10 protein-coding genes are annotated in these 13,211 nt (G+C 41.7%); 2 read left to right on the top strand and 8 right to left on the bottom strand.

Annotated elements, in window-relative coordinates:
• Positions 1-48 precede the first annotated feature (48 nt).
• Positions 49-399, bottom strand: coding sequence for a hypothetical protein (locus NSS94_RS16610; RefSeq protein WP_318627832.1), 351 nt, complete (start codon positions 397-399; stop codon positions 49-51).
• Between the two features lie 238 nt (positions 400-637).
• Here NSS94_RS16610 and NSS94_RS16615 point away from each other — a divergent pair, with 238 nt between their 5' ends.
• A complete protein-coding gene (locus tag NSS94_RS16615; RefSeq protein WP_165148903.1) occupies positions 638-1,147 on the top strand; it encodes a discoidin domain-containing protein in 510 nt (169 codons plus the stop codon).
• A gap of 49 nt (positions 1,148-1,196) precedes the next feature.
• On the opposite strand, the gene NSS94_RS16620 is transcribed toward NSS94_RS16615, so the two are convergent.
• From NSS94_RS16620 to NSS94_RS16635, 4 genes are all read right to left on the bottom strand, one after another.
• On the bottom strand, positions 1,197-5,783 hold the full coding sequence (locus tag NSS94_RS16620; protein ID WP_341039676.1) for a fibronectin type III domain-containing protein: 4,587 nt from the start codon (positions 5,781-5,783) through the stop codon (positions 1,197-1,199).
• Positions 5,784-5,976: 193 nt separating this feature from the next.
• Positions 5,977-6,855, bottom strand: coding sequence for a hypothetical protein (locus NSS94_RS16625; RefSeq protein ID WP_340956205.1), 879 nt, complete (start codon positions 6,853-6,855; stop codon positions 5,977-5,979).
• Between the two features lie 212 nt (positions 6,856-7,067).
• Positions 7,068-8,537, bottom strand: a complete 1,470-nt coding sequence (locus NSS94_RS16630) for a hypothetical protein (protein WP_341039677.1) — start codon at positions 8,535-8,537, stop codon at positions 7,068-7,070.
• A 273-nt stretch (positions 8,538-8,810) separates the two neighbouring features.
• Positions 8,811-10,292, bottom strand: coding sequence for an Ig-like domain-containing protein (locus NSS94_RS16635; RefSeq protein ID WP_341039678.1), 1,482 nt, complete (start codon positions 10,290-10,292; stop codon positions 8,811-8,813).
• 171 nt (positions 10,293-10,463) lie between these two features.
• Between NSS94_RS16635 and NSS94_RS16640 the strand changes: the two genes are divergently transcribed.
• Complete coding sequence (locus NSS94_RS16640) at positions 10,464-10,955, top strand: hypothetical protein (RefSeq protein ID WP_245249047.1); 492 nt, start codon at positions 10,464-10,466, stop codon at positions 10,953-10,955.
• A 57-nt stretch (positions 10,956-11,012) separates the two neighbouring features.
• Here NSS94_RS16640 and NSS94_RS16645 read toward each other — a convergent pair whose 3' ends face one another.
• Genes NSS94_RS16645 through NSS94_RS16655 form a run of 3 tightly spaced genes read right to left on the bottom strand, consistent with a single transcriptional unit; the run spans position 11,013 to position 13,046 of the window.
• The gene (locus tag NSS94_RS16645; protein ID WP_069010429.1) at positions 11,013-11,843 is read right to left on the bottom strand and encodes a siderophore biosynthesis protein; all 831 of its coding nucleotides are present in this window, start codon (positions 11,841-11,843) and stop codon (positions 11,013-11,015) included.
• Between the two features lie 10 nt (positions 11,844-11,853).
• A complete protein-coding gene (locus tag NSS94_RS16650; protein WP_069010428.1) occupies positions 11,854-12,306 on the bottom strand; it encodes an AAA family ATPase in 453 nt (150 codons plus the stop codon).
• Between the two features lie 2 nt (positions 12,307-12,308).
• Positions 12,309-13,046: a tRNA(His) guanylyltransferase Thg1 family protein gene (locus NSS94_RS16655; RefSeq protein ID WP_341039679.1), complete on the bottom strand. Its 738-nt coding sequence runs from the start codon at positions 13,044-13,046 to the stop codon at positions 12,309-12,311.
• Positions 13,047-13,211: the final 165 nt, after the last annotated feature.

Consider the following 13,211-nt stretch of genomic DNA (forward strand, 5'->3'; position numbering starts at 1 on the left):
GCCTTACATTATCCAACAATTGGTTTCCCATTTTCTCTCAGCAGAGTATTAACTTCTTTCTAAATATGACAATGGGAGTGGAGAATAGACCATTGTATCTCCATCTTCATCACGTTTTAAAACAATAGCAAACTCAGCACCATTACTTTCATCACCTCTTGGCAACGGGAATATCATAGCCGGACAACGCAACTCATAATTATGAGGAAATTCTTTTCGAAAGTTCTCTAAAGCATAATTCAAAATCGCATCTATTTTGTCGGTAAGCACATTAAATCCGCCTATTACAAAATCATTGTATTCTTGGGAAGCGGTGTACTTCTCAAATAATTTTCTTTTATATTCCTCAACAGTACTAAAACAAACTTCCCAATCCAAAGGGAATATGCCATTTCCCAAATAATAAGTGTATATTTTCATATTCGATCCATTTCCTTTCTCGCACCTCATTTAGTTATTTATATTCTAAACATGCAACTCCCCGCCCGCAAATGAGTTTGCTATTATGATGTCAGACCGCTTAAACACTAGTATGCATTCCATGATCAAGGAATATATTCATAGAGAGTTTCATATAAATGATATATATCAACCTTTTCAACACATTCAAAAATTAAACTTAAGGAGGAATTTCAACATGGCAAAATTCAGTCAAAATCCAGACAACTATACTTTTTCCATGGATCCTGTTGTTATAGCAGAGGAAAATGTATCAACCAACGGAGATTCCAAAAATACTTTTCCGAAAAATGTTTTAATTGATAATAATCTCTATTGGGAAAGCAGCTTAAACGGTAAAGGTGGAGAAATCATCTTTAAATTAGATACAGGTAAGACGATCAATGATATTCTTTTAGCTCAGCCATCTTCTCGAGCTTTTATACTTTCATTTTCTTTTCACGGCTCTAGAGACGGAGAAAATTGGTTTAGGTTAGGTGAAGTCGAAACTTTGCCAACCACTGTAAAAACAACCTATCAATTTAGTAATGAGATTCCTTTTTCATATTATAAAATAACTGTACTTTCATCGGGAATGAGTAGTACAACCTCCTATTATGGTTTACGATATGTTCAGCTAAGAACCGCACTCATTAATGGCGTTCCTGCCTACAGAGCATCCAATCTAAACCCCGCTATTGCGGAATAAGTTAGTATACACAAAAAAGGGGCTGGCCAACGCCGCCCCTTGATTCATTCTATTTCATTTGAAGCATGTTATAAATCATCTCTGCTGCTTCTGCACGTGTGACCTCCTGCTTGGCACGGAAGCTACCATCTGGATATCCTTGTACTAAATTAATTTCGGTTAGACCAAGTACATCCTTTCTGGCCCACTCTACAATTTGAGAGGAATCCGAGTATGCACTGCTTTCTTGCTGTGGTATAGCTTTGATAATGTTATTCACCATTTTAGCCGCCTGCTCACGGTTAATGACACGATCTGGGCCAAACTCTCTATTACTAAACCCGCGAGCGACCTGATCTTTAATCGCCGTTTTGAGCAGATCCACATACCACGCCGATGGATTGATATCCTCGAAGCCTAAAGTCACATCCGTTTCGAGCGGTAATTTCAAGGAACGGACCAGCATAGAAGTGAACTCCATACGCGTTACAGGTCTGTTCGGCTCAAATAGCGTGTGGGTTGTTCCCTTTACTACACCCAAATCAGCAAGCACATTTATTTTTTCTCTATTAAATATCCGATCAATGTCACTAAAATGATTTGGCTTCTTTTCAACGGTTGAATCTTGAATGTGCTCTGTTTCTATCGGTTCCTTTATAACAGGCTGAATCGGTTTTACACTCTCCGCCCCTCCTGCTCCGCCACCTGCTTCCACAGTATTACCCGTTGTTTTGCCATTCGCTTGTTTTGCCTCTGTGCGTTTTCCTTGACTATTTTCTGCCCAAAGTTGAACGGTATACAACCGCTTCTCTTTAAGCTGTCTCCAGATATAGCCTCGATCCTTACCACGATATAGCTCTGTTCCTCCTTCACTGGCGAGGACGAAAATATCATTCTCATGGTCAGATTCCCAATGGATGATAAACTCACTATTCGTTGTTTCCATCTTCGAAAACGCAAATGCTGGAGACGGCAGCGTCTCCACTTCACCTTCTGTCTGCTTACCCTCACCACTTGTGTTCAATGGCTTGACGGTAATACGATACAATGTAGAACTATCCAATCCATCTACTTTAAATTCATGGGTGGTCGTATGACCGATAAGCATCTCGTTTTGGTAGACATTGTAGGCATCTGCACCCGGAGCTTCTTTCCACGTAACAACCAAATCGGTATCTGTTACTTTTTTCACAGTCAATCTACTGTCTGATATCTGACCTGGCAAAGCGCGATACGTAAACGGAGCTAAATTACCTGCCCCCGTTGTATTCACGGCCTGTATACCAAACGAGTAAATCATACCAGGCTGGATACCTGAAAGCTTAATATGGGCATCTCTGGTGTTAAAAACTTCCCCCGTATCTTTACGGGTTACAGTATATTGATAAGCGCTCTTGATTTCATCCCAGCTCAGTGAAATCTGGCCAGCCTCATGTTCTGTAACATTCACATTTTGTACTTCAGGAGGAAGTGTCAGCAGCTCACCCAACGCTGGCTGGCTAAAACCACTACTGTTCCCACTGCTCACTTGAAAATCATAGTTACTCCCACCTGTTAAACCAGCTATAACCACACGTGGTTCCGTACTATAATAATCTTGACCGTTGATCGTCACCTTATATTGAGTTGCCCCATCAACCGAGGCCCATATCAATATGGCATCGTGCTCGCGAACATCTACAGTTGCAAGTTGTACAGCCGAAATTGGTAGTGTTAATGCGTTGATAGAAGTATCTTTACTCGTACCACTTCGATTGTAGGCTCGTATTTTAATATTGGCAGACCTGCCCGCTGGCAAGCCCTCAAAAGTATAAGAATGAATACCACGCGCAACCCGGACCTTCGGTTCATCGTTAACATTCAAGATGTATCCTTCAGCCCCCTGCACATCCTGCCACTCAACACTGACAGCATACACATCCTTCGTCACACCCGATAATGTAGTTACTCGATCAGGTAAAGTGATGACTCCCAGATGAGCATAGTCTCCGAATCCTGTTGCATTTTCAGCGGAAACGTTATAATCATACTCTGTTCCCGCCTGAAGATCAGTATCGGTGAATTCTGTATACACATCGTTATAAACCGATACTTCATTACGTTCTAGGGCATAGTAGGTGGCAGTGATTACAGAATTCCACTTCAAGTCGATTCCATTTTCTCTTACAGTTACATTCCGGAATCCGTTCGGGCTGTCTGGTAGGCTTAGAAAAGATACATGCTTTGCTGTACCCTCTCCAGTGTCATTAATAGCTGATACAGAAATATCGTAATATTTACCAGGCTTCATTCCCGTAATTGGATTATACACATCCTGTGTAACCGTATCCTTAAATATGATTTCTCCCGTACTTACGTCTGCTGCTGTAATATTATATCTGTTAGCTGATGAAACTGGCGTAAAGTCAGCCATGATTTCTGTAGAATGACGAGAGACAGGTCGTAACTGGATATGATCAGGAGCATCAGGTAACGTTAATACATGGACTCGATTGGAATACGCATTGCCTCCTACATGATTACTAGAACGCACTTCATATTCGTATTGTCGTCCTCCTTGTAGCCCTCTATCTGTAAAAGAATTTGTCGGATGCGTAACATCCCAAACCTCATTAGTTGTTATATTTCGGACTGTATAGACGTAACCATCGTCAAGGCCCGACGGGAGTGTCCACTGCAAATCAGCTTCTGTATTTCGTACGGATGTCGCAGAGAGCACAACCGACTGGGGCTGGTTTTGAATGCGAAGTGCACCGCTAACCGTTTCATAAATGTTACCCACCCTATCTTTGACCTTGGCATGAACATACCATTCACCTTCATTTGAAAGATCCATCTGGATTGTTGTGTCAGCTGCAGCATCCCAGTTTTCGGGTGAATCAGGGCTGTTCGTGATTTTATACTGCATTGTGGATGACTCAATCCCCGAATGCTGATCGGCATATCGTATCCTTACAGGAATATGAGTATCTTTCCATTCACGCGAATCCGGCGTCAGTTGGATCGTCGGTGGTTCCAAATCAATATAAGACACCGCGGACACCGGATCGCTTCGATTTCCAGCTGCATCTACAGCTTGTGCAGTCAATTGTATGACCCCCGAACCCTTTAATATTCCCGATGAACCAGACACATAAGCGCCAGAACCTAATTGATATTCATAATGTACTGCTGTAGTATCCGTCGCACCCGATAGAGCAAACTGAACTGGCTTATTGGTATATCGAGTAGGTATCGTCACCTCGGAAAACGTAACTTTTGGAGCCGTTGGCTTGGTTCGATCAATCATAACCGATTGAGTTACGATTGAACTAGACACATCAAGATTATTGATCGTCCGTGCTGATAATTCGTAAATTCCTTCTGTGTTTAATGTAAAAGTACCCTTGTAGGTCAACCACTCCCCAGATGGATTCAAGCGATACTGTGTCATCTTAATTCCATTTATAGGGTCACTTCCTGAATCAATGGTAATATTCACATCACGGTTCGTTGGGCCTGTTTCACTAGCCCGGATGACAGGAGCCGTCGGTCCCTTTTTATCAATAGTGACTTCCTTGCTTACTTCTCGGCTCACATTACCGACGCTGTCAATGGAGCGTGCATGTACCGTGCTTTTACCATCTTTATTCACATGAAACGCTTCACTATAATCCTGCCAATCCTGATTCACAACGCCTGTCATACGAAATTGAGTATGGGCTAGTCCAGAATAATCGTCTACACCTGGTTGTAATGAAATCGTATAGTCATTACTATTCCCTGTTGCTTCTATGCTAGGGGGAGTTGGTGGCATCTTGTCTATTCGAACATTCCCGGAAGAAAGGCCACTATACTGGTCATTCACATCCACTGTCCGGGCATAGATTGTATTTACACCATGGTCATAGACAGTGAAAGGCCCGGTGTATTGCTGAAATGCTCCTCCGTTCAGACTATATTCATAGTATTTTAATCCTTCAGGAGCCACATCTCCATCGATCCACACGGTTACAGGGTCTTTGGTCCACCCTGTAACAGCTTGTCCCTCTGCGTCTGCGTGAATCTGGGGTGGTTTAGGCATGAGGTCCGATTTGGGAATAACACGGACCCCAAACTTGGATATTTCATTACTTGTCTGTTGGTTAGTTCCCATCGCTCTGAAATAGCGAACATCCCTTAATGTAATTGAGTCGGTGATATCTATCCATTTTCCCTGGTAATAGCTATCAGCATAGAATTTCCTTACATTAATCCATGTATATAGATTCGTTCCGTTAGGCCCCCAACTGTCGCCTGCGGCGGCATTAGACGTATATATATCGGTATGATAAGACCCTTCAATATAAACAAAAATCTTGTAATCCGAAGCCTTAATAGATCTTCCAATATCAATAAAACGATTTGTCGGCTGTGTAGTCCCATCACATTTATACCTCGCCGAACCCGTGCCAGTGTATACTTCTGTTGCTCCTATCCCATTTCCTGACCAAGAACCCCAACTATCGCCCCCACCCGGCAAATTGTTTTGGCAAAAAGGGCCCCCAATGATCTCCTGAGCAGCAGCGGATACCCTTTCCGGAAATATGGGAATCATCGTTAATAGTAGGACTACAGCCAAAAATCCATACACCCACTTCCTATACTTCCTTACCTTTCGCTTAGTTTTTCGATACATACACTTCTCCTTACTTTATTTTATTTTCAAAGAGTTTTACAAACTCGCTTCGAGTAAAATAGAAAAAGCACCTCAAACGAAGGCGTTAATGCCTAGGTTTGAGGTGCTTCCTCTATATCACGAGTATGTTTTGAAGCTATTATACTTCGTTCCAAGCAGGATGTAAACAGAACTGACAAATTATTTAAGGGTGTTAATGAACTTGAACGCCTAAGCTCCGAAAAAATCCTCGCATATTCTGCATGTAAGAATCCTGAGTAGCGGAAGATTCCTTAAGAAGATTTTGCATGCTGTTCATAAAAGCAGAAGCTGATGTCGTATCCGCTTTGTCAAAGCGATTGTTTAACGGTGTGTTATTTAGCAACTCTGTATTCTGTCCCATACGTTCCTTGTATTTCTCAATCCAATCAGGATGTTGAGGAACCTTTTGCGCAAAATTTAACAGTTGGCTCAACCCATTTCCTCCACCTTTAATATCATTCATGTACGCCGTATATTTTTGAGGATCGACCTGCTTCATCACATCCGACAGCTTGACATAATCCTCAGGAGCACCTGACGGACGATCCATTGGAGTCGTGTAGCTAATATCTCCGGTCTCTGGATCAGTGGATCGTGTTAAAGCAATACCAGCGATCTGGTTCATGGTTTCCAGAAATTCTTTGGCCTTGTCGCCTTCCATGTAATGATCGGCAATATACTTGGATTGGGTAACTCCCATCTCCAGCAGCACAGCTCGCTGACTCTCATCGGTTACTGTTCCGTCGACGATAAAATTAGATTCAATCATACTGTACACTGCATTAGACACTTCTTCTGACTGACCTTCCAAAACCCGGTTTAATGAATCATTGATTTGGGTTGTACCGAAATACTTGGCAGCCTGTGATACAATAGCTCCTTCGGCCAACTGTCTGCCGGCTTCACTGATCTCCACGGAGTCTTGAATTACGAATCCCGAGACCTTTTCTTCATGAAGCTGGGATGATGGAACTTGCTTACTTGTCGGATTGATCCGTAAGCTACTCGCATTAAGAATCGCTTGCTGTGCTCTAAGAGGCCCAAAATTCATCCTATTTCCTCCTGTCATGTTTGTAACAGGCAATCTAAGGCGTATGTATAGTGTAATGTGACCCTGTTTCTATATATATCGGACAAAGCATATATGGAATGAATATATGCTTTGTCCCAAAAATGAACAAATATTGAAGCAAACTACTTTTGATTCAAATATAAAATACTCAAGCAACAAGTTACCTTAGGGTTAGCTTAATAACCTATCTATCAACCGCCATAAATACTATAGGCAAAGTGATATACAATATCCGTATCTATAATCGAAGTACCTGACACCTGAGCGGCTACCCCTGATAGATCATAGTAGTGTGTAAAACTGATGGCTCCAGACAGGTATTCCGCTATACTTCCAGTGGAAGATGGCAGGGAAAGAGTCACACTAAAGGCTCCATTCTGGTCCGTATAAGCTGTGCCTGTACGAGTACGATTCCCGCTGCCTTCAGTCCAGTTCTGATTCAACCATGTCACATCAACAGGTGCATTTGCCACTGGATAACCATCAGTTGTCTTAACTACACCATTCACGGTAAGGTTACTGCGTTGATTAACCCGATAATGACGACCATATGAGTAGTTCGGATAATCATTAGGGCCATTAGCAGAATCATAGCCGGTAATTTCAATTTTGCCAGCCCGAAGCACCGGCTTCAGTGTAAGTGTGTACAAATGATTGGGTGAATACTGATTGGTTGTGTACACTCGCACATAGTAGGTTCCTGTATTTAAGCTAACATTATGGTTCGTTTGCGGCAAAAGCACCATTTGGTTTCCGGTAAGGACTCCGTAGACTTCCGCTTTGTAGCCATAACCGTCCGAAACACTGTCAAGCTTGACGTTCAAAGCGTCATAATTGCGGCTGGCTGGGATCGTAACTTGGTACCAGTCATTATCAATGCCTGAATGAATGGAGCGTGAATTAAGCGATGAACCGCCCGTACTAAAGGTAAAGTTGTAGGCATGGAAAGCACTCTCATCTGGTTCATATGCATCGTAGCTGGAACTTGTATCGACCGTTAGATAGAAAGGATCATTGATACTGGAACCTTTTTTGGCATGGACAGCAATCGCATATGCCTTTTCATTTCCAGAAGCGTTGCGGGTTCCTACGTTTTCAGGAAGTGAGGCAGCCCCCTGTTCATAATTGTTAAAATAAGTACCATAGGTGGATGCGTCAATGGCATTAGGATTAATGTCCCCTGTCGTCATATCAAACTCATATAAGTATAAATCATAGTCAAGCTGGGCTGAAAATGGACCATCCAACTGGGCCTGCAACAATTCACCAGGCTGCAAATAGATTGGATATAAAAATTGTGTACCTCCCTCTTGCGTAATCGTACCGGAATACGTAGCAGAAGAAGCTGTGGCTGAAGCAACCATTGGGCTTTCTTTCAGCGAAGACATGGATTCCCTTTTCAATGAGGTTGTCTCTGATGTCTTGAAGTTGAGATTTTCTTGCATGACATAAACCGAAGACGTAACGCTGTCTGGCTTGTCTGCCCGCGTTAAACGCTTAATTAAGTCTCCATTTTCAGTTGTTATCTGAATCTTGGGTTCTGACTTAATCGCTTGATCCGATGCAGCCTCCTTACTTTCACTCGCGTTCGCAGTCATTCCGAAAGCAAACAGAAGCATCATGCTTAACATCATTGCAATAGCCTTTTTGAACCTTTTCATACTGAAATCCCCTCTCAAATGGTTTAAGGAATTCCCGCTATCCCCGGATAAACCAGGGTGATTTCTAGGCTGCATGGCTCTATCATAAATCATCTTTGGTTCTATTGGAATATATTATGCAAAACATTTTCTATTTGTAATCTATGAAAACAAGACTATTTTCTTATCCTTGATAAATAAACATGAAAAGTCGCTCTTTCAGAAATGGAAAGCCTCGGCTAACCCTTCAGAAAAAGCGACTCTCTCATGATCAAAATGACATTAAAGCATTTCTTAGTTTCTCAAGCTGTAAGCAAATAGATAAATAATGTCCGTCGCACTAATCGAAGTTCCATCGACCTGAGCCGCTACTCCTGTAAGATCAAAATAGTGTGTGGAACCAATTTCACTTATATATTCTACATTTTTTCCTGTCGATTGCGGAAGAGAAAGGGTCACACTGAATTTACCGCTATCATCGGTGTACGTAGAAGCCGTTCTCGTACGGTTACCGCTACTCTCGCTCCAGTTCTTATCCAGCCAAACGACCGTGACAGGAGCATTGGGAACCATTTGACCATCTGTTGTTTTCACAACACCGTTCACGATCAGACTGCTGCCTCCGTTAATACGATAATGACGACCGTAAGAATACGTCGGATAATCATAATAGCCATTGGAGTTATAGCCGGTAATTTCAATTTTGCCAGCTCGAAGCACCGGTTTAATCGCTAGTGTATACAAATGGTCGGCTGAATACTGACTTGTGCAGTACACTCGTACATAGTAGGTCCCTGTGCTTAAGGTAACATTATGATTGGTTTGCGGTAGAAGCACCATTTGGTTGCCAGCAAGAGCTGCATATACTTCCGCTTTGTACCCATAGCTTTCCGAAGTGCTGTCCAGCTTCACATTTAATGCATCATAATTACGGCTGGCTAGTACTGTAACTAGATACCAATCGTTATCTATAGCGGAATGAATGGTACGGAAGTTAATCGAGGAGCCTTTGTCGTTAACCGTAAAATCATAAGCATGAAAGGCACTGTCATCCGGCTCATAGGCATCATAGTTGGAGCTTACTGCTACAGTTAAATAAAAAAGATCATTAATGCTAGACCCCTTCTTGGCATGAACTGCAAGCGCGTATGCCTTCTCGGCTCCGATTGAGTTGCGAGTTCCTACGTTTTCTGGAAGAGAAGCAGCTCCTTGCTCATAATTGTTAACATAAGTCCCGTAGTTGGAAACATCTATAGGATTGGAATTAATATCACCTGTCGCCATATCAAACTCATACAGGTATAAGTCATAGTCTAGCTGGGCTGAAGACGGACCATCCAACTGAGCCTGTAACAATTCACCCGGTTGCAAATAAATCGGATATAAAAACTGTGTGCCTCCCTCTTCTGTAATCGTGCCGGAATATGTAGCAGTAGACGCTGTCGCTACGGTCGCTGCAGCTTTAGCTGATACTGATTTTGTGCTGGCTTTGAGCGAAGGGGTAACTTTCTTTTTCAATACAGATTTCTGTGGTGTCGCCAAGTTAATATTTTCTGTAATGGTGTACACCGAATTTGTGATACTGGCAGGCTTGTCCGCGCGTGTTAATTGTTCAATGACACTTCCCTTATCAGTTGTTAGCTGCACATTGGAAACTATTTGAATCGCTTGATCCGTCTTCACCTCTGGGCTTGCACTCGCGTTCGCCGTCATCCCGAATGATAGCAGGAGCATTGAGCTTAGTGTAACTGAAACCACCTTTTTAAACCTTATCATACTGAAATCTCCTCTCAAATGATTAAAGAAATACAGCTATTCCTAAATATATGCAGGGAAATTCTAGGATGTCCTTTTCTGTCATAAAGGAATTCTGGTTTCAATGGAATATAATTCTTAAAATATTCTTATTTGTAATCCGTATGAATAGGGTTTAGGTTAATTAACTTAATGATGAAAAAACTTAGCGTGTTTATGTTAGTATTATGTTGCTTCTCCATTTTGGCAGCCTGCTCTACCGATCCGGTTAAAAAAGATTTAATTACCTATGTGAATGATGGAATGCTTCCGTTAGCACAAGATGAAAAAACAGTAACTGAAAAATATGGATCCGTGACCGGTGATAACTTCACAGATGATGAAACACTATATAATACGTTACGAGACGAAATTATCCCACAATACACCAAATACCTTGATAAAGTTGAAGCAGTAAAGACGGAAACCCCTGAGGTGCGAGCTGTCCACGAAACCTACGTCAAGGCGGTTAGCACTCAAAAGGAAGCATTCATTACGATGCTCGATGCGTTGGAAAAAGGGGATCTGAACTTAATTAATGAAAGTAACACCAAGCTAAGCGAAGGTAGAAAGCTATTCAGAGATTTTGGCGAACAGGTTAACACACTTGCTAAAGAGCATGATGTGACTTTGAATAAGAAATAAACAAAAAAACTCCCATTATGGGAGTTTTTTCACTTCAGGATTTTGCAAAATCCACACTTATGAATATTCGAAGCAAATTACCGCTTTACTTAATTCTTGGTCGTAAAATAAATAGACGGTATCCGCCCCACACGCTTGAAAATAATACCCGGTAATGGAACCGATATAGGTAAAAGTCTCACCATTGGGACGCTTAGGCACATGAAGCAGATTGGTTTGCTCGAACTGGAGCATCTCTTCCAGAGATTCATGATATTCCTTGATGTAACTTTGAGCCTTGTCAGACTGAAAAGCGATATCATCTAAAATTCCGTTAACTTCAGGGTAACTCAGCCCCCAACCACTGGATTGCTTTTCCTCAAAATCACGGGTGAGTTCTTCAACAGACTTTTTAGCCTCTCCAAAGGAGGAATATGGATAAATTTTATTATTTTCCAGGAAAAACGCTTTGCGAGCTTGGTAGTCTTGTTCATTATTCATATACACCTGTTCCAGTCCGCCCAACGCCATGACTTCTCTCTTCATACGTAGGTACGCTTTATCCCCGGTTGATTTCAGCGCTTCATAGGTAGCTTCCAATTGCTCCTTCTGATGAAGACTAAAATAATTCCAGTCTGCTTCGAACTTGTATTTGCCGTCAACTACATCGAATCCCAGCATATCTTCCTTGGTATATGAGGTATGAAAGTCCTGAGTATTTTCACCCACACAGCCTTCGTAGATTTCTTTTACGGAAACAAAATGCAACCACTCGTCCTGCTCTGGAAATAAGAACTGAAGATTAATCGAGCAAATCGGCAGAAAATGCTTGCGATGATGTTCAAGATCGCTGGCAAATACGTCCTCGTATGCTGGAAAACGTTTGATGAATCTCTCAGGTATGTTCATGGTAGTCCCCCTATATTGTATAGTTTTCCGGTAGCCTTCTAATCTGAAACGTTCCTTCCATGGAAATCACGCTATAGAGTTCATCAAATCCTTCTTCGTAGCTCGGAACCTCTAGTTTACGCATAACACTTTTAATACCGATTTCAGGAATATACTCTTTGCCTGTACGTTGCTCATTACGTTTAATAGATTCTACAAAATCGGGCTCAAAATAGTAGCCAATAATTTTAAACGCCTTATTTTTACAAGCATCTATATATTTCTTCCGTTCGATAACAGTGGCATTTGTATTATCTACAACAAAGCGCTGCATTGCTTCGATGGAGGCCTGAAGGTAAATATTTTCTCTATTTCGTGTTTTAAGCATATCCAGATTTATTCGCATATGTGTTTTGAAGAATTGTTCTTTATAAAAAGTCGACTTGCCCGAAGCCTGAATTCCTATAAAAATAACACACTCCAAATCTACACATCCTTGTCCAAGTATACATATTGGTTAATATAATCTCTATTCTGCGAAAAAATCGGTGTCTCATGATCAACATCCCACTTGCTTCTAACGGCTTCGCCTTTGTTGTATTGTTGTTTGGTAATGCAAATTCCCCGCTTTTGCCAGACCGGAAGGTCGTTCCAGTTTAGCCCTTTTTCCACAAAAAGCTTGTCTTGGAGCTGATTTCCGTTCAATCCTTCTAGATCTGAATGCCTGAAATGGGCTTGAGCAACCATAGAAATGCTGTTTTTAGTAGCATCTTGTTGTCTCCATAGGAAGTAGTTTGTAACCTCATCCTGAGGCAAAACCCAAGCTCTCGCATCAAAAGTGGCTAAAGTCTGACCTGGGTAAACCTTTTGGATTTCCTCATTAAATTTGGCTGTAGCCAGAGAGGCAGATATGGACACCATCTTTTGAAGATTATTTTCAAACCAGGATTGCGTCGTTAATTTGTCATCATTCGTAAGAAGCAGTGAGATTTCATCGCTCTGATGATACACCAATTTACATCCCATAATGTTATAGGCCAAATATTTACACGTCTCCCATAATGCAAAAATTAGTTTCTCATCAAAAGGTTTCGTCATCCCACGCGTAAAGGTATGAAAATGCGCACCATCAATTCTGATGATTACTGGTAAACGGCGTGGTAGGCTTAATCTATAGGCATTTTCATATTCCTTCATCCTATTTCCAAAATCATTTTTTTTCATAAACTATGTAGGTTCCTTTCATGATCCGTGATTTACGTACGCAGTACAGGGGATATGGGGTGCGGATAGCCAAGCTTTTCTTGAAGAAAAGTCCCTCCTCGTATGTGCAGGAGGACCGAGAACAGCAAAGGTTTAATCAGCTTCTTGCCGTCTTTTTTCTGTTGG

Source organism: Paenibacillus sp. FSL L8-0644 (genome assembly GCF_038008165.1).
GTDB classification, from domain to species: Bacteria; Bacillota; Bacilli; order Paenibacillales; family Paenibacillaceae; genus Paenibacillus; species Paenibacillus polymyxa_D.